The following is a 17,836-nucleotide window of genomic DNA, read 5'->3' as shown; positions in this document are numbered from 1 at the left end:
TACGCGGATAAAGCGCGTGTCGTTGGCAGCATGGCCGCGTGACCCAGTTGACCGACCGCAGCCCGGCCGGCCCGGCCGGCCCGACCTTCGTGGCCGTGCATGGCTCCCGGCCCCCCGCTGCCGTCCTGACGGCGTCCGCCCTGCGCGGGGCGATCGCGGCCGGACTGGGGCTCGGCACGCTCGCCGCCCTGGTGACGGTGATGTGGATCAGCTCGCCGTATCCGGACAGCGGCCCCAAGGGGGCGCTGCACGTGGCGGCCGGGCTGTGGCTGCTCGCGCACGGCACGGAACTGGTCAGACCGGACACGCTCTCGGGCGCGCCGGCACCCGTCGGGCTCGTACCGCTGCTGCTGGTGGCACTCCCCGTCTGGCTGGCGCACCGGGCCGCGCGCGACACGCTGGAGTTCGACGCCGGACCCGGGGCGTCGGCGGCGCTCGTCGTGGCCGGGGTGACCTGCGGCTATCTGCTGGTCGCGGCAGGCGCGGCGCTCTACTCGTCGGGCGGGTCGCTCGCCGCCGAGCCGGTCAGCGCGGCGCTGCACCTGCCCGTGGTGGCCGCCCTGTCCGCGGCGGCGGGGGCCTGGACGGCGCTCGGGAGGCCACTCGGGCCGCTCCCGGGGTGGGTGCCGGAGGGCGTACGGGTCGTGGCGGCGCGCTCGCGGGTCGTCGTCGCGCTCCGGGCGGCGGGCGCCGCGGGGACGGTACTGCTCGCAGGCGGGGCGGTGCTGGTCGCGGTGTCGCTCGTGTGGCACGCGGGCGCGGCGCAGGAGTCGTTGCTGCGGCTCGCGGTGGACTGGCCGGGGCGCTTCGCGGTGCTGCTGCTGGCGCTGGCGCTGATGCCGAATGCGGCGGTGTGGGGGGCGGGGTACGGGCTCGGCCCGGGGTTCGCGCTCGGTACGGGCGCGACGGCGACGCCCCTCGCGGTCGTGGGCGACCCCGTGCTGCCCCACTTCCCGCTGCTGGCGGCGGTCCCGGCGGCGGGGCCCGGCACGCCGCTGATCTGGGCGTGCGGCGCGGTACCGGTCGTGGCGGGCGGAGCGGCGGCATGGTGCACGACGCGTGCGGCGGCCGCTGCGGCGGCCGCGGGGGCCGGCGCAAAGGGCGCCTGGACCCGGCGCGAGGTGGCGCTGACCGCGCTGCTCGCGGCGGGGCTGTGCGGGGCGCTCATGGCACTGCTGGCGGCGGCCGCGGGTGGCCCGCTGGGAACGGACGCCCTGGCCGCGTTCGGCCCCGTGTGGTGGCACATGGGGGTGGCGGCATTCGTCTGGACGACGGCCATCGGTGTGCCGTCCGCGGTCGCCGTCCACGCCTGGCGCCTCCGCCGCGCCCGTCGGCCGCTGTCCGAGGCCCTGGCGGACTGGTCCGCAGCGCGCGAGGCCCGGTGGGCCGCGCTGAAGCGGGTGTCGAGCGGGCTGGTGGCCGCGCTTCCGGGACTGCCGGGGACGTCGGCGGCACAGCCTGCGCCGCCGGGCGAGGGCCCCATGGCGCCGGGTCCCGCGGAGCCGCCGCCCATGCCCCTCGCGCCACCGGTGCCGTCCGCACCGCCCACGGCGGCCGAGGAGCCGGGAGTGCCGTCGGAGTTTCCGGACGCGGAGCCGGAGCCCTCACAGGCCACGACGATGCCGGACGAGCACGGGGCCTCACCCGAAGCGGGGCAGTCCCCCCAGCCAGGGCCCTGCCCCGACCCCCCGTTCGTCTGCGGACCGTGGGCCGGTTGTGCCCATTCCCCGGAGTTTCACCCGGGAGGCACCCCCGGCCCTGCGGAACGACTGCCCACAACCGGGGTGGCGCCTGCGCCCGTACCGCCGGTGGACCCGCCCACAACCCCCGCAGGGCCTGGCGCGGCGGGTGGCCGCAGTACGACAACGCCCCCGCCCCCCGATTCCCGGGACGCGGAGGCGTGATCGGCCGGGTGTGACCGGCCGGGGTTACTCCGGGACGCCGATCAGGTTGCGGAGGGGCTCCGGGAGGAGTTCGTTGCAGGAGAGCTGGCCCGTCTTGGTGAGGGCGTCGTCCCGGCAGGTGTAGAAGTCGCTGTACACGAGCTGCATCGTGAAGGTCATGGCCACGATCGCGAGCGCGAGCGCCGCCATCACCATGCCGCTGACCGCCGCCGTGACCTGGGGCCTGCCGCCACCGGGCTGGGCAGGAGAGGTTGCCGGTGCGGCATCGGAACCCTCCGCCGGGCGGCGGTTCTTCGCGCGCAGGGAGCTGCCGCCCCAGTACAGCGCGAGCGCGCCCAGCAGCAGCGCGATCTCCGAGAGGTCGAAGAGGGCGAAGAAGAACGCCCACATGCCTGCGAGCAGCGCGTAACGGGCGCGGCGCTGGGCCGGGTCCGTCGGGTCCCAGCGCAGGCCCGTGCCGGGACCGCCGCCCTCGGGGCCGCCCTGGCCGCCGCCACCGGGACCGCCCTGGCCGCCACCGCTCTGCCGGCCGCCGAAGCCGCCCGAGGACCGCCCCGGCTGGCGGCTGCTCCACTGGCTGCCCCAGCCCGAGGACGGACGCTCGTCCTCCCCCTGCTGACCGCCCTCCTGCCGGCCCCCGTCGTCACCGGACCCCGACCCCGAGCCGTGGCGAGGCTGCCACGGCCGGTCCGGAGCGCCGTCCGGCGGCGGTGCGAACGGATTCGTGTCGTTCGTGGGCGCGGGCGTGGGCTCCGTGGACCCCGCCGAGTCCGTGGACTGGCGATCCCGCAGCAGCAGGGAGCCCCGCTCGCGGACGAGCGGGAGGCGGAGAGCCGTGCGGCGGCGTCGGTCCGGCATGTGGTGAACGTCTTCCCCTCTTTACCTCTGTACGCGGGTACTCCGTCTGGGGACGGGCCCTGTCCCCAGACGCTACCTCCCGGCCCCGCCCCCGTCCCGTGGGGGCCGCTCGGTGTGCCGGTATCGTTGCTGACGGTCGACGGCTTCGTAGAGTTCCCCTATCGGCGGTCTCGTTTCCTTCGTACGACCACACAAAGACCCCCCATAGATGTACCGCAACGCGAAAAGAGTCCTCCAGTGGCTGCCGCCCGCCTCGTCGTCCTGGTCTCCGGATCCGGCACCAATCTCCAGGCGTTGCTCGACGCCATCCACGAGGATCCCGAGGGCTTCGGCGCCGAGATCGTCGCCGTCGGCGCGGACCGCGACGGCATCGCCGGCCTCGAGCGCGCCACCCGCGCCGGGATCCCCACGTTCGTCCGCAAGGTCAAGGACTACGCGACCCGCGAGGAGTGGGACCGGGCCCTGACCGAGGCGACCGCCGCGTACGAGCCGGACCTGGTCGTGTCCGCCGGCTTCATGAAGATCGTCGGCAAGGACTTCCTCGCCCGCTTCGGCGGCCGGTTCGTGAACACCCACCCCGCCCTGCTCCCCAGTTTTGCCGGTGCCCACGGAGTGCGTGACGCGCTCGCGTACGGCGTGAAGGTCACCGGATGCACCGTCCACTTCGTCGACGACGGCGTCGACACCGGCCCGATCATCGCGCAGGGCGTGGTGCACGTACGGGACGAGGACGATGAAGCCGCTCTGCACGAGCGGATCAAGGAAGTCGAGCGTCAACTGCTCGTTGATGTCGTGGGGCGTCTGGCCCGTAACGGCTACCGCATTGAGGGACGAAAGGTAGTTATCCCGTGACCGCCGAAACCATGAAGCGGCCCATCCGGCGTGCGCTGGTCAGCGTCTACGACAAGACCGGTCTGGAAGAGCTGGCCCGTGGCCTGCACGAGGCGGGCGTGGAGCTGGTCTCCACCGGCTCGACCGCCGGGCGCATCGCCGCGGCCGGTGTCCCGGTCACCAAGGTCGAGGAGCTCACCGGCTTCCCCGAGTGCCTGGACGGCCGCGTCAAGACGCTGCACCCGCGCGTGCACGCCGGCATCCTCGCCGACCTGCGCCTCGAGGCGCACCGTGAGCAGCTCGCGGAGCTCGGCGTCGAGCCGTTCGACCTCGTGGTCGTGAACCTCTACCCGTTCCGCGAGACCGTCGCCTCCGGCGCGACGCCCGACGAGTGCGTCGAGCAGATCGACATCGGCGGCCCCTCGATGGTCCGCGCCGCCGCCAAGAACCACCCCTCCGTGGCCGTCGTCACCAGCCCCGAGCGGTACGGGGACGTCCTCACGGCCGTCGCGTCGGGCGGCTTCGACCTGGCCACGCGCAAGCGGCTCGCCGCCGAGGCGTTCCGGCACACGGCCGCGTACGACGTCGCCGTCGCCTCCTGGTTCGCGTCCTCGTACGCCCCGGCCGACGAGTCGGGGTTCCCCGACTTCCTCGGCGCCACGTACGAGCGCTCCAACGTCCTGCGCTACGGCGAGAACCCGCACCAGGACGCCGCGCTGTACGTCACCGAGGCGGGCGGCGGGCTGGCGCAGGCCGAGCAGCTGCACGGCAAGGAGATGTCGTACAACAACTACACGGACACGGACGCCGCGCGCCGTGCCGCGTATGACCACGCCGAGCCGTGCGTCGCGATCATCAAGCACGCCAACCCGTGCGGCATCGCGACCGGCGCCGATGTCGCCGAGGCCCACCGCAAGGCGCACGCCTGCGACCCGCTGTCGGCCTTCGGCGGCGTGATCGCGGTCAACCGCCCGGTGTCGGTGGCGATGGCCGAGCAGGTCGCCGAGATCTTCACCGAGGTCATCGTCGCCCCGGCGTACGAGGACGGCGCGGTCGAGGTCCTCGCCCGCAAGAAGAACATCCGCGTGCTGCGCTGCCCCGATGCCCCGTCGGCCGCCGTCGAGCTGAAGCCGATCGACGGCGGTGCGCTGCTCCAGGTCACCGACCGTCTCCAGGCCGACGGCGACGACCCGGCGAACTGGACGCTCGCCACCGGCGAGGCGCTGAACGCCGAGGAACTGGCCGAGCTCTCCTTCGCCTGGAAGGCCTGCCGCGCCGTCAAGTCCAACGCGATCCTCCTCGCCAAGGACGGGGCATCGGTCGGTGTCGGCATGGGCCAGGTCAACCGTGTCGACTCCGCGAAGCTCGCGGTGGAGCGGGCGGGCGAGGAGCGGGCGCGGGGCGCGTACGTGGCCTCCGACGCGTTCTTCCCCTTCCCGGACGGCCTGGAGATCCTGACCGCGGCGGGCGTCAAGGCCGTGGTCCAGCCGGGCGGTTCGGTGCGCGACGAGCAGGTGGTCGAGGCCGCGAAGAAGGCAGGCGTGACGATGTACTTCACGGGCACGCGCCACTTCTTCCACTGAGCCGCACCACGCGCACGAACAAGGCCGGCACGAACGGACCGGAACGAGCAAGGCCGGCACGAACGGACCGGAACGAGCAAGGCCGGAACGAGCAAGGCCGGCACGAACGGACCGGAACGAGCAAGGCCGGCACGAGCAAGGCCGGCACGAGCAAGGCCGGCACGAACAAGGCCGGCACGAACAAGGCCGGCACGTACAAGGCCGAAGGCCGCGCCCCGTACGAAGGGGGCGCGGCCTTCGGCCTTGTACCGCTTGCTGCTCGAGTTGCTTCTTGAGCTACTTCTTGATGACCAGGGTGCCGGCGGCACGGTCGTGCCAGCCCTGCAGCTTCCCGGAGTTGTCGAAGAACGGCGACAGGTAGACCAGGAGCTGGCCGATACCGCAGAGGAGGGAACCGGCCATCGGGATGATCCAGCGGATGAAGCCGCCGCCGATGCCCGGGACCTGACCCGTGTTCTCCTTCACGACCTTCAGGCCGAGCGCCATCTTGCCGACCGTGGCGCCGAGGAAGGAGACCATCAGCCACTCGTAGAGCAGCCCGATGACGAAGAAGAGCAGGGCGAAGCCGAGGAACCCGGCCATGATGCCGCCGGCCGCCTCCGCCGCGTCGTTCACACAGGTCTCGTAGGCCGGGGACAGCGGGTCCAGCTTCGAGCAGTCGTCGATGCTCTCCGCCGCACCGGCCGCACCCGCGAGGCCGATGGCCCACAGGATGCCGTACACGACGAAGTAGATGACGGCGTCGATGAGGCGGGCGCCGAACCGGCGGCCCATCGTGGCGACCTGGACGGTGCCCAGCGCGGGTACGTTGATGTAGCCGTTGTTGGCCTGGAGCGTGCCGGGGACCTGCGGAGCCTGCGGGTACTGACCCGGCTGCTGCGGGTACTGTCCGGGCTGCTGCGGGTAGCCGTAGCCCTGCTGGGGTACGCCCTGCGGGGCCTGCTGCGGGTAGCCGTAGCCGGGCTGACCCTGCGGCGGCTGCTGGGGCTGCTGCCCGTAAGGGTTGTTCGGGTCGCCAAAGCTCATGGCGGGATTCCTCCGTCGGGTTTGCGGGGACGACGCGGTCCTGGAGCGGAGGAACGTCACAACTACAAGCGGTCTGCCCCCCGACACTGCCCGCGGCACTGCGCGGATCATCGTGGTCTTAGCATCGCTTTTTTGTCCAGTCGATAACCGTATGTGTTGTGCAAGTGCAACCTCGTGTTCCCGCCGGAGTCCCCGAATTGGAACAGGAGAGGGGTCATCCGCGAGGATGGGGGCATGACCGCCCAGATTCTCGATGGCAAGGCCACCGCAGCCGCGATCAAGTCCGACCTGACTGCCCGCGTGGCGGCGCTCAAGGCCGCGGGGGTGACACCCGGCCTCGGAACGCTGCTGGTCGGGGACGATGTCGGCAGCCAGAAGTACGTGGCAGGAAAGCACCGCGACTGTGCGCAGGTGGGCCTGGCGTCCATTCAGCGCGAACTCCCCGCCACCGCCACGCAGGAGGAGATCGAGGCGGTCGTCAGGGAGCTCAACGAAGACCCGGAGTGCACGGGCTACATCGTCCAGCTCCCGCTCCCCAAGGGCATTGACACCAACCGGGTTCTGGAGCTGATGGACCCGGACAAGGACGCCGACGGTCTGCACCCGATGAACCTGGGGCGGCTCGTGCTCAACGAGAAGGCGCCGCTGCCCTGTACCCCGGCGGGGATCATCACGCTGCTGCGCCGGCACGGCGTCGAGATCAACGGCGCGCATGTCGTGGTCGTCGGCCGCGGCGTCACGATCGGCCGGCCGATGCCGCTGCTGCTGACGCGCAAGTCCGAGAACGCGACGGTGACGCAGTGCCACACGGGCACGCGCGACCTCTCCGCGCAGCTGCGGCAGGCCGACATCATCGTCGCGGCGGCGGGCGTGCCGCACCTGATCAAGCCCGAGGACGTCAAGCCGGGCGCCGCGGTGCTCGACGTCGGCGTCAGCCGGGACGAGAACGGCAAGATCGTCGGCGATGTGCACCCCGGCGTCGCCGAGGTGGCCGGCTGGGTTGCCCCGAACCCGGGCGGCGTCGGCCCGATGACCCGGGCGCAGCTGCTGGTCAATGTCGTCGAGGCGGCGGAGCGCACCGCGGCCGGCGCTGCGGGCTGACCGGACATGGGCGAGCCCACACCGGGGCCGGACACCCCGGACCACGACTCCGACACCGCCGACGGCGCGCGTCCGGCCGACGGCCTGGCAGCGTCGAACGGCGCCGAGCCGGAGCGGGTGAACGGCCGGGAGAGGGCGCGCGCCAACGGACAGGCCGGCGGGCGCGCCAACGGACAGGCCGGGCGGACCACCGGCCGGCCGGGCGCGGCCGGTGCCGCCTCCCGCAACGGGGCCGAGCCCGACGCGGGTACCGAAGCCCCCACCGGCGCGCACGCGGCCGGGCACGCACCTGAGCCCGACGCCGACGGGCCCGGCGAAGCGCCCCGTACCCCAGGCGCAGGGGTAGGCACAGGCGCAGGTACAGGCGCAGGCGCAGGCAAGTCGCGGCGCCCGCCCACCGTCACCCGCGACACCGCCCGCCCCGAAGGCGGCGGCCGCGCCGCGCCCGGCGACGCCCCCGCCCCGGCCCGTCAGTGGCCGCTGCTCACCGTGATCGGGCTCGCGGCGCTCGGGCTGCTGATCGTCGGCACGGATCCGTTCCCCCAGGCGTTCCGGATCGGCACGATCCTCGTCGGTGTCGCTCTGCTCACCGGCGCGGCGCTGCGCCGGTGGCTGCCTTCCGTGGGCATGCTGGCGGTGCGCTCGCGGTTCACCGACATGGTGACGTACGGCCTGCTCGGCACCGTGATCGTGCTGCTCGCCCTCATGGTCCAGCCACGGCCCTGGCTGAAGATTCCGTTCCTGGAGGAAGTGGTCCGTTTCACTGTCCGTTAGGTCACGTTTCACGCGTTACGCATGCGCGGAGAGGTCTCCCGATTCATCGCGACGTCAAGTATCTTGATGTCGAGATAAATCGACGAGTCCGGCTGCCCGGCTGCACTGCGCGATGCGCGGACCGACCGACACGCCGAATCGCCCGAGCGTGAGAGGGATGTTCGACCTCATGGCCAAGATCAAGGTAGCCAACCCCGTCGTCGAGCTCGACGGCGACGAGATGACCCGCATCATCTGGCAGTTCATCAAGGACAAGCTGATCCTGCCGTACCTCGATATCGAGCTGAGGTACTTCGACCTGGGCATCGAGCACCGTGACGCCACCGGCGACCAGGTGACGGTCGACGCCGCCAACGCCATCAAGGAGTACGGCGTCGGCGTGAAGTGCGCGACGATCACGCCGGACGAGGCGCGGGTCGAGGAGTTCAAGCTCAAGGCGATGTACCGCTCGCCCAACGGCACCATCCGCAACATCCTCGGCGGAGTGATCTTCCGCGAGCCGATCATCATGGAGAACGTGCCGCGTCTGGTCCCGGGTTGGACCAAGCCGATCGTCGTCGGCCGTCACGCCTTCGGCGACCAGTACCGCGCCACCGACCTGAAGGTCCCGGGCGCGGGCACCCTCACCATGACCTTCACCCCGAAGGACGGCTCCGAGCCGCTCGAGCTCGAGGTGTACGAGTTCCCCGGTGCCGGCGTCGCGCTGTCGATGTACAACCTGGACGCGTCGATCCGCGACTTCGCGCGCGCCTCGTTCCGCTACGGCCTGGCCCGTGACTTCCCGGTCTACATGTCCACGAAGAACACGATCCTGAAGAAGTACGACGGTCGCTTCAAGGACATCTTCCAGGAGGTCTTCGACAGCGAGTTCAAGGCCGAGTTCGACGCCAAGGGGCTCACGTACGAGCACCGCCTCATCGACGACATGGTCGCCTCGGCCCTCAAGTGGGAGGGCGGCTACGTCTGGGCATGCAAGAACTACGACGGTGACGTCCAGTCCGACATCGTGGCCCAGGGCTTCGGCTCGCTCGGCCTGATGACCTCGGTCCTCATGTCCCCCGACGGCCGTACGGTCGAGGCCGAGGCCGCGCACGGCACGGTCACCCGCCACTACCGACAGCACCAGCAGGGCAAGCCGACCTCGACCAACCCCATCGCCTCGATCTTCGCCTGGACGCGCGGCCTCGCCCATCGCGGCAAGCTGGACGGCACCCCCGAGGTCACCCGGTTCGCGGAGACCCTGGAGCAGGTGTGCGTCGAGACCGTCGAGGGCGGCCACATGACCAAGGACCTGGCAGTGCTGATCTCCAAGGACCAGCCGTGGCTGACCACGGAGCAGTTCCTCGACGTCCTGGACACCAACCTGCAGAAGAAGATGGCGTCCGCCTGATCCCGGCGAGCGCGTGACGGTGCCCCGTCCTCCCGGGTGGGGTGGAGAACGGGGCACTGCGGTGCGGCAGCGGGTCGGTGCGGGCCGGCCCCTCGGCGGGTCGCACCAGTCTGAGCCGCACGTGCAGGCCGTGGTGCCGCCGGGTGCTGTCGCCCGGCGTCGTGGCAACGACTCTTCTGCGCCAACCCCCGTACCTGCCAGGGGAGTCGGGAAGCGCGTCCTGGCGGCGCCCGTACGACGCCTCGCCACGCCTTGCCGACCCCCTGACCTGGATTGACGGCGCCCGTCCTCTCCCCCGAGGGAGGACGGGCGCCGCCCTGGGCAACAGCGTCATGCACGCGCCAAACGGGTTCAAGGGGCATCCGGGGCCTGTGTCACGGAAGTGACGGTTCCGCCATGGTGTGATCGTCGGGCAACGGATGCGAAACTGGGGCGGGCTTCGGGGCAGGGTGTGCGCGGGGGCGCGCCGTCGGCCACCGAATGCCCCCGTGCGCCCCGCGCTCAGGAACTGTCATCCTGGCTCCGCGCATCCCCTTGGGTAGTCCACCCCGGTCGTCTGCCGCACGGACGAGTCGGGCAGGGCGTCCGAGGGTGTGGCGGGGGCACCACGGGGGATCCCCCACGCCCTCAGGGCGCAGGGGGAGCGGGGGCACATCAGGCACGTTCGGGGGGACAAGGGGGAGGCAATGCCTCGTTGGAAGGCGCTACCGGAAGAGCTCGACCCACAGGTCAGGGAGTTCGCCGGCCAGCTGCGCCGGCTCGTCGACCGCAGCGGGCTGAGCATCGCTGCCGTCGCGGACCGCACCGGCTACAGCAAGACGTCGTGGGAGCGCTATCTGAACGTGCGGCTGCTCGCACCCAAGGGCGCGATCGTCGCACTCGCCGAGGTGACGGGGACCAACCCGGTCCACCTCACCACCATGTGGGAGCTCGCGGAGCGCGCCTGGAGCCGCTCCGAGATGCGCCACGACATGACCATGGAGGCCATCCGGATCTCCCAGGCGCGGGCGGCACTCGGGGAGTTCGGTGGGCCGACCGCCCCGGCTTCCGGGGCGTCGCGGACCGCCGCGCCGCCGACGGGCCAGGGCCGCTCGGCGTACGTTCCCGCGCAGGGCGGTGGCGGCTCCGTACCGCCGCCGCACACCCACACCGGCGGCCCCGCAGCCCCGGCGTCCCCGGACCAGGGGCGCGGGCGGCGCAAGGTGACGATGTTCCTCGCGGGCGTCGTCGGCGCGCTGCTGGTCATCGCGGCGGCCGTGCTGTTCACCGATCTCGGCGGAGGAGGCGGTGACGAGGACGGCGGCAAGAACGTGGCCCAGTCGCCGACCGCGGCGCCCACCACCAGTGAGCCGCAGCTGCCCGCCGGGGTGAAGTGTTCCGGCGCCGACTGCGCCGGTCAGGACCCGGAGAACATGGGCTGCGGCGGCCAGTTCGCCACGACGACGTCCCGGGTGAAGGTCGGCACGGCCCTCGTCGAGGTGCGCTACAGCAAGACGTGCGCGGCCGCATGGGCCCGTATCACCCAGGCCGCACCGGGCGACAAGGTGTCGATCACGGCGGGCGACGCGAGCCAGAACGGCCTGGTGAACGCGGACAAGGACGCGTACACGCCCATGGTCGCGGTGAAGGCGGCGTCCGACGCCACGGCGTGCGCCACGCTCACGACGGGAACGAAGAGCTGCACGAAGGAGCAGTGAGACGCTCCAGTGAGCCGGGCCACAAGGGGGTGGCGGGCCACAAGGGTCCCCGTCCGATAGCCTGACCGCTGGATATCTCTTCACGTCGAGAGATCGATCAGTCAGTACGGTGGAGATATCCAGCACCAGGGGCAGGGACCCCCACCGCCAGCTGTCTTACGGAGATCGCCATGACCCGCACTCCCGTGAATGTCACCGTCACCGGCGCGGCCGGCCAGATCGGCTACGCGCTGCTCTTCCGCATCGCTTCCGGCCACCTGCTCGGCGCGGATGTGCCGGTCAAGCTCCGCCTTCTGGAGATCCCGCAGGGCCTGAAGGCCGCCGAGGGCACCGCCATGGAGCTCGACGACTGCGCCTTCCCGCTGCTCCAGGGCATCGAGATCACCGACGACCCGAACGTCGCCTTCGACGGCGCCAACGTCGCGCTGCTCGTCGGCGCCCGCCCGCGCACGAAGGGCATGGAGCGCGGCGACCTGCTCTCCGCCAACGGCGGCATCTTCAAGCCGCAGGGCAAGGCGATCAACGACCACGCCGCGGACGACATCAAGGTCCTCGTCGTCGGCAACCCGGCCAACACCAACGCGCTCATCGCGCAGGCCGCGGCCCCGGACGTACCGGCCGAGCGCTTCACCGCGATGACCCGCCTCGACCACAACCGCGCGATCTCGCAGCTGGCGAAGAAGACCGGTGCCCCCGTCACCGACATCAAGCGCCTCACCATCTGGGGCAACCACTCCGCGACCCAGTACCCGGACATCTTCCACGCGGAGATCGCCGGTAAGAACGCCGCCGAGGTCGTCAACGACCAGAAGTGGCTGGCCGAGGAGTTCATCCCGACCGTCGCCAAGCGCGGCGCCGCGATCATCGAGGCCCGTGGCGCGTCCTCGGCGGCCTCCGCCGCGAACGCCGCGATCGACCACATCCACACCTGGGTCAACGGCACCGCCGAGGGCGACTGGACCTCCATGGGCATCCCGTCGGACGGCTCCTACGGCGTCGCGGAAGGCCTGATCTCCTCCTTCCCCGTCATCTGCAAGGACGGCAAGTACGAGATCGTCCAGGGCCTGGACATCAACGAGTTCTCCCGCACCCGCATCGACACGTCGGTCGCGGAGCTCGAGGAGGAGCGCGAGGCGGTCCGCAGCCTCGGCCTCATCTAGTACGTACGTCACTGTGGGGCGCTGCGCAGCTGCGTAGCGCCCCACAGTGCTCTCTGCGAACCTGGGCCCATGAACGACGAGCGAGGAGCCGCCGCCGCGGCCCGTCTGGTGCTGCTGCGGCACGCAAAGTCCGCGTGGCCGGACGACGTCGCTGACCATGAGCGCCATCTCGCGCCGCGCGGCCGCCGGGACGCTCCCGTCGCCGGCCGGCTGCTGCGCGAGATGACGTTCGTCCCCGACCTGGTGATCTGCTCGACCGCCCGGCGGGCCCGCGAGACCTGGGAGCTCGCGGCCGGCGCACTGGGCGCGGAGGTGCCGGTCCGTTACGACGAGCGGGTGTACGGGGCGGATCCGGCCGAGCTCATCGACGTGCTGCGGGAGGTCCCGGCGGAGGTGGGAACGGCCCTGCTGGTCGGCCACAACCCGGGCATGGAGGACCTCGCGGGCGCACTCACCGCCGAGGCCGAGGGCGACGCGCTCGCCCGGATGACCGAGAAGTTCCCGACGTCCGCCTTCGCGGTGCTCGACCTCCACGGCGGCTGGCCGGCGCTCGCTCCCGGCACGGGCCGGCTGGCGGCCTTCGTCGTCGCCAGGGGCCCGAAGCGGGACCCGGACACGTAGGGCGGGGGCGGGGCACGGAGGGCCGGACACAAAGCAGTCCCCGGTAGTCCGCCTCGATTCCCGTATGTCCCGGTCGTCGCTGGAACACCGGTCCTCGTGCCTTCTGCCGGGGGCCTAGCCAGAGCCGAGGGATGGTCACGCGTATCTTCGGACGTCTCCTCCGACGCGTGTGGCTCGTCTCTGGTCCTCTGGTGTAAATATCAGTATCTACCCGATTTGTCCGAAGTTCAAGAGGCGGTCGGGCGGCGGTCCGGGACGCGCTGATCCGCTTCCGCCGGGTGGTGCGGGTGATGCCGACGCCGGCGCGGGCCCTTGCGACGTTCGGTGGGCGGCGCAGAGCCGGCATGTGGTTCCCCGCCCGTGTTCGCCGTCGCGTGCGCGCGGAGTCCCTCCGATGCGGCGACGGCCCGCATCCCCTGGAAGCCGGGGTTCGCCCGGCCCCGCAGCCACGACTGCTCGGACGTCGTGCACTGGCTGATGCCCCTGTGGGCGGCCGGCCTGCGCGTGCAGGACGAACCCGGCGACGAGTTCGCCGGCGAACCCGGCCAGGAGTGAGTCAGGCCACTTCCGACGACGCGTCGCGCATGCTTTCCACCCTCCGGGGCAGGCCTCACGATCACCGGTTGTCACTGGTGGGGAACGTAACGGGAACGGAAGGCCAAACGCGACGTGTCGGCACAACTGACCATCCACGTGGGCGGAGAGTGGCGAGCATCCGCCTCCGGGGCCACGCGAGAGATCCTCGACCCCGTCGACGCCACCGCATTCGCGGTCGTGGCGGAGGGCGGGGCCGAGGACGCCGACGCCGCGATCGACGCCGCACGCCGGGCGTTCGACGGGGGCCGGGGGGAGTGGCCCCGCACGCCCGTGGCCGAGCGGGCCGCGCTGCTCCGACGCGTCGCCGGGCTGCTCCGGCGGGACCGCGAGGAGCTCGGGCTGCTGGAGAGCCGGGACGCGGGCAAGACGCTGGAGGAGGGGCGCGTCGACGTCGACTGTGTCGCCGACGCGTTCACGTACTTCGCCGATCTGGTCGTGAACGAGAACGGGCGCGTCGTCGACGCCGGATCGAGTGACATCCACAGCGTCGTCGTGCACGAACCCGTCGGCGTCTGCGCGCTCATCACCCCGTGGAACTACCCCCTGCTGCAGGCGAGCTGGAAGATCGCCCCGGCCCTCGCCGCGGGCAACACCTTCGTGATCAAGCCCAGCGAGATCACCCCGCTCACCACCGTCGCCCTGGTCCGGCTGCTGACCGAAGCCGGTCTCCCGGACGGCGTCGCCAACGTCGTCACCGGCCCCGGCCACTCCGTCGGGGCACGCCTCGCCGAGCACCCGGACGTCGGCCTCGTGTCGTTCACCGGCGGACTGGCCAGCGGTACGAAGGTGATGCGCGCCGCGGCCGACACCGTGAAGAAGGTGGCCCTGGAGCTCGGCGGCAAGAACCCCAACGTCGTCTTCGCCGACGCGTGCGCCACGGACGAAGGGTTCGACACCGCCGTCGACCAGGCGCTGAACGCCGCCTTCATCCACAGCGGCCAGGTCTGCTCCGCCGGCTCCCGCCTCATCGTCGAGGAGCCCCTGCGCGAGCGCTTCGTCGCCGAACTCGCCCGCCGCGCCGAGAAGATCCGCCTCGGCCGCGGCACCGGCAAGGGCGTCGAATGCGGCCCGCTCGTCTCCGCGGAGCAGCTGGCGAAGACCGAGGAGTACGTCGCCTCCGCGCTGGCGGAGGGCGCCGTGCTGCGGGCGGGCGGCACCCGTCCCGACGGGCCCGACCACGCGGGGTACTTCTACCGGCCCACCGTCCTCGACCGGTGCCGACGCCACATGCGCGTCGTCCGCGAGGAGGTCTTCGGACCGGTCCTGACCGTCGAGACGTTCCGTACGGAGGACGAGGCCGTCGCCCTCGCCAACGACACCGAGTACGGGCTCGCGGGCGCCGTCTGGAGCGGCGACCCGGGACGGGCCCGGCGCGTCGCCGGGCGGCTGCGGCACGGAACCGTGTGGATCAACGACTACCACCCCTATCTCCCGCAGGCGGAGTGGGGCGGTTTCGGCAGGTCGGGCGTCGGGCGCGAGCTGGGGCCCGCCGGCCTCGCCGAGTACCGCGAGACCAAGCACATCTATCAGAACCTCGCCCCGCGCCCCGTGCGCTGGTTCGCGGGCTGAACACGGGGAGCAGGAGCACCACGAGCATGACCAAGCACGCGTACGAGACCGAGTACGACTATGTCGTCGTCGGGGGCGGCACCGCAGGATCGGTGATCGCCTCCCGCCTCACCGAGAACCCGGAGGTCACCGTCGCCGTCATCGAGGGCGGCCCGAGCGACATCGACCGGGAGGACGTCCTCACGCTGCGCCGCTGGATGGGACTCCTCGGCGGCGAGCTCGACTACGACTACCCCACCACCGAACAGCCCCGCGGCAACTCCCACATCCGGCACAGCCGCGCCCGCGTCCTCGGCGGCTGCTCCTCCCACAACACCCTCATCGCCTTCAAGCCGCTGCCGTCCGACTGGGACGAGTGGGCGCAGGCCGGGGCCGACGGCTGGGACGCCGCCGCCATGGACCCGTACTTCGGGCGCCTGCTCAACCACATCGTGCCGGTCGACGAGGCGGACCGTAACGCCATCGCCCGCGACTTCGTCGGCGCCGCCCAGGCGGCGCTCGGCGTCCCGCGGGTCGAGGGCTTCAACAGGAAGCCCTTCCACGAGGGCGTCGGCTTCTTCGATCTCGCGTACCACCCGGAGAACAACAAGCGGTCGTCGGCGTCCGTCGCCTACCTCCACCCGGTGATGGACGACCGGCCGAACCTCACGCTGATGCTGGAGACCTGGGCGTACCGGCTGGAGCTGGACGCCGGCCGGCGTGCGACCGGTGTCCAGGTGAGGACGAAGGACGGGACGGAACTGGTCGTACGGGCACGGCGCGAAGTCGTCGTCTGTGCAGGCGCCGTCGACACGCCGCGGCTGCTCCTGCACTCCGGCATCGGGCCCAAGGCCGATCTGGAGGCCCTCGGCATCCCCGTCGTCCACGACCTGCCGGGCGTCGGCGAGAACCTCCTCGACCACCCCGAGTCGGTGATCGTCTGGGAGACCCACGGGCCGATACCCGAGAACTCGGCGATGGACTCCGACGCCGGGCTCTTCGTACGCCGGGATCCCGAGCACCGGGGCCCCGACCTGATGTTCCACTTCTACCAGATACCGTTCACCGACAATCCGGAGCGGCTCGGCTACGAACGCCCGCCGCACGGCGTGTCGATGACCCCGAACATCCCGAAGCCGCGCAGCCGCGGCCGGCTCTACCTCACCAGCGCCGACCCCGAGGTCAAGCCCGCCCTCGACTTCCGCTACTTCACGGACGAGGACGACTACGACGGCCGCACCCTCGTCGACGGCATCCGCCTCGCGCGCGAGATCGCGAAGACCACGCCGCTCGCCGAGTGGCTCAAGCGGGAGGTGTGCCCGGGGCCCGAGGTGACGGGCGACGAGGAACTGAGCGCGTACGCACGCAAGGTCGCGCACACCGTCTACCACCCCGCCGGCACCTGCCGAATGGGTGCTTCCACCGATGAACTTGCCGTGGTGTCCCCGGACCTGAGGGTTCGGGGACTCGACGGAGTCCGTATCGCCGACGCGTCCGTCTTCCCGACCATGCCCGCCGTGAACCCGATGATCGGTGTGCTGATGGTCGGCGAGAAATGCGCGGAACTGCTGCAGTCGCAGTCGCAGTCGCAGGCGCCGAAGCAGGAGCAGACGGGGAGTGAGACCCGATGACGACCAAGCCGCCGGTCTTTGCCGTACGTGAATTGTGGAAGGTCTTCGGGCCGCGCGCCGGGCGGGTGCCCGGATCCGCCGAGCTCGGTGCGCTGAGCCCCACCGAGCTGCGCGAGCGCACCGGCTGCACCGCGGCCGTAAGGGACGTCAGCTTCGACGTCCATCGCGGGGAGGTCTTCGTCGTCATGGGCCTGTCCGGCTCCGGCAAGTCGACGCTCGTACGATGCCTGACCCGGTTGATCGAACCGACGTCCGGGTCGATCGCGATCGACGGCGAGGACGTGCTGTCGATGGACACGTCGCGCCTGCGCGCACTGCGCCGGCACCGCGCGTCCATGGTCTTCCAGCACTTCGGGCTGCTGCCCCACCGGTCGGTGCTCGACAACGTCGCGTACGGGCTGGAGATCCAGGGCATGGGCCGTTCCCAGCGGCGCGCCAGGGCGGCGGAGGTCGTCGCGAAGGTCGGCCTGGAAGGTCTCGAACACCGCCGCCCCGGTCAGCTCTCCGGCGGTCAGCAGCAGCGCGTCGGGCTGGCGCGGGCGCTCGCCGTCGATCCCGAAGTGCTGCTCTTCGACGAGCCGTTCAGCGCGCTCGACCCGCTGATCCGCCGCGACATGCAGGACGAGGTCGTGCGGCTGCACCGCGAGGAGGGCCGCACGATGGTCTTCATCACCCACGACCTGGGCGAGGCGCTGCGCCTCGGCGACCGGATCGCGCTGATGCGCGACGGGCGGATCGTGCAGCTCGGCACACCCGAGGAGATCGTCGGCTCGCCGGCCGACGACTACGTACGGGACTTCGTCCGCGACGTCCCGCGCGAACAGGTCATGACCGTCCGCACGGCGATGCGCCACCCGGTGGACGCGGACGAGGGCGTATCGGGCCCGGCCGTCGCGCCCGGCGCCACGGTCGCCGAGGCGATCGAGGCCGTCGCCCGGGCCGGACTCCCGGCCCGGGTCATGGACAACGGCCGCTGCGTGGGCGTCGTCGACCAGGCGGCGCTGCTCGCGGTGGTGGCGGGGCTGTCGGTGGGGGAGGTGGCCGCGTGAGGCACGACGCTCGGGCTCCACGGGAGCCCGCCCGGCGTTCGAGAGCGGACATGCGGGCCCACCTGG

Annotated in this window: 15 protein-coding genes; 13 read left to right on the top strand and 2 right to left on the bottom strand. The window is 71.8% G+C overall.

Going from position 1 to position 17,836, the window contains the following annotated elements:
- Positions 1-38: 38 nt before the first annotated feature.
- Entirely contained in the window at positions 39-1,904 is a 1,866-nt protein-coding gene (locus ACFV9O_RS26500) for a DUF6350 family protein (RefSeq protein ID WP_385421933.1), read from the top strand.
- 24 nt (positions 1,905-1,928) lie between these two features.
- Here the strand turns inward: ACFV9O_RS26500 and ACFV9O_RS26495 are convergent, their stop codons facing one another.
- A complete protein-coding gene (locus ACFV9O_RS26495) occupies positions 1,929-2,762 on the bottom strand; it encodes a hypothetical protein (protein WP_385421931.1) in 834 nt (277 codons plus the stop codon).
- A gap of 237 nt (positions 2,763-2,999) precedes the next feature.
- Here ACFV9O_RS26495 and purN point away from each other — a divergent pair, with 237 nt between their 5' ends.
- Both purN and purH read left to right on the top strand, forming a co-directional pair.
- Complete coding sequence (purN, locus tag ACFV9O_RS26490) at positions 3,000-3,614, top strand: phosphoribosylglycinamide formyltransferase (protein ID WP_385421928.1); 615 nt, start codon at positions 3,000-3,002, stop codon at positions 3,612-3,614.
- A gap of 11 nt (positions 3,615-3,625) precedes the next feature.
- The gene (gene purH / locus ACFV9O_RS26485; RefSeq protein ID WP_385422008.1) at positions 3,626-5,176 is read left to right on the top strand and encodes a bifunctional phosphoribosylaminoimidazolecarboxamide formyltransferase/IMP cyclohydrolase; all 1,551 of its coding nucleotides are present in this window, start codon (positions 3,626-3,628) and stop codon (positions 5,174-5,176) included.
- 276 nt (positions 5,177-5,452) lie between these two features.
- On the opposite strand, the gene ACFV9O_RS26480 is transcribed toward purH, so the two are convergent.
- A complete protein-coding gene (locus ACFV9O_RS26480; RefSeq protein WP_385421925.1) occupies positions 5,453-6,202 on the bottom strand; it encodes an RDD family protein in 750 nt (249 codons plus the stop codon).
- 234 nt (positions 6,203-6,436) lie between these two features.
- On the opposite strand from ACFV9O_RS26480, the gene ACFV9O_RS26475 reads away from it, so the two are divergent.
- The 10 genes from ACFV9O_RS26475 to ACFV9O_RS26430 all read left to right on the top strand — a co-directional run bounded on the left by ACFV9O_RS26475 (position 6,437) and on the right by ACFV9O_RS26430 (position 17,770).
- A complete protein-coding gene (locus ACFV9O_RS26475) occupies positions 6,437-7,303 on the top strand; it encodes a bifunctional methylenetetrahydrofolate dehydrogenase/methenyltetrahydrofolate cyclohydrolase (RefSeq protein ID WP_385421922.1) in 867 nt (288 codons plus the stop codon).
- Positions 7,304-7,309: 6 nt separating this feature from the next.
- Positions 7,310-8,077 (top strand): DUF3017 domain-containing protein, encoded by a 768-nt coding sequence (locus ACFV9O_RS26470; protein WP_385421919.1) that lies wholly within the window; start codon positions 7,310-7,312, stop codon positions 8,075-8,077.
- A 169-nt stretch (positions 8,078-8,246) separates the two neighbouring features.
- Entirely contained in the window at positions 8,247-9,467 is a 1,221-nt protein-coding gene (locus tag ACFV9O_RS26465) for an NADP-dependent isocitrate dehydrogenase (RefSeq protein ID WP_385421916.1), read from the top strand.
- A gap of 686 nt (positions 9,468-10,153) precedes the next feature.
- Positions 10,154-11,164, top strand: a complete 1,011-nt coding sequence (locus ACFV9O_RS26460; protein WP_385421913.1) for an XRE family transcriptional regulator — start codon at positions 10,154-10,156, stop codon at positions 11,162-11,164.
- A 170-nt stretch (positions 11,165-11,334) separates the two neighbouring features.
- Complete coding sequence (locus tag ACFV9O_RS26455; RefSeq protein WP_385421910.1) at positions 11,335-12,324, top strand: malate dehydrogenase; 990 nt, start codon at positions 11,335-11,337, stop codon at positions 12,322-12,324.
- A gap of 69 nt (positions 12,325-12,393) precedes the next feature.
- Positions 12,394-12,945 (top strand): SixA phosphatase family protein, encoded by a 552-nt coding sequence (locus tag ACFV9O_RS26450; protein ID WP_385421907.1) that lies wholly within the window; start codon positions 12,394-12,396, stop codon positions 12,943-12,945.
- A 360-nt stretch (positions 12,946-13,305) separates the two neighbouring features.
- On the top strand, positions 13,306-13,500 hold the full coding sequence (locus ACFV9O_RS26445; RefSeq protein WP_385421904.1) for a hypothetical protein: 195 nt from the start codon (positions 13,306-13,308) through the stop codon (positions 13,498-13,500).
- A gap of 114 nt (positions 13,501-13,614) precedes the next feature.
- Positions 13,615-15,111, top strand: a complete 1,497-nt coding sequence (locus ACFV9O_RS26440; protein WP_385421901.1) for an aldehyde dehydrogenase family protein — start codon at positions 13,615-13,617, stop codon at positions 15,109-15,111.
- A 26-nt stretch (positions 15,112-15,137) separates the two neighbouring features.
- Positions 15,138-16,721 (top strand): GMC family oxidoreductase, encoded by a 1,584-nt coding sequence (locus ACFV9O_RS26435; RefSeq protein WP_385421898.1) that lies wholly within the window; start codon positions 15,138-15,140, stop codon positions 16,719-16,721.
- Positions 16,718-17,770, top strand: coding sequence for a glycine betaine/L-proline ABC transporter ATP-binding protein (locus ACFV9O_RS26430; RefSeq protein ID WP_385421895.1), 1,053 nt, complete (start codon positions 16,718-16,720; stop codon positions 17,768-17,770). Before ACFV9O_RS26435 ends, ACFV9O_RS26430 begins: the two co-directional genes overlap by 4 nt.
- Positions 17,771-17,836: the final 66 nt, after the last annotated feature.

It is taken from the genome of Streptomyces sp. NPDC059909, from assembly GCF_042730885.1.
Lineage (GTDB): Bacteria > Actinomycetota > Actinomycetes > Streptomycetales > Streptomycetaceae > Streptomyces.
The sequence above is the reverse complement of the archived record's forward strand: the minus strand, read 5'-3'. Positions and strand labels throughout refer to the sequence as shown.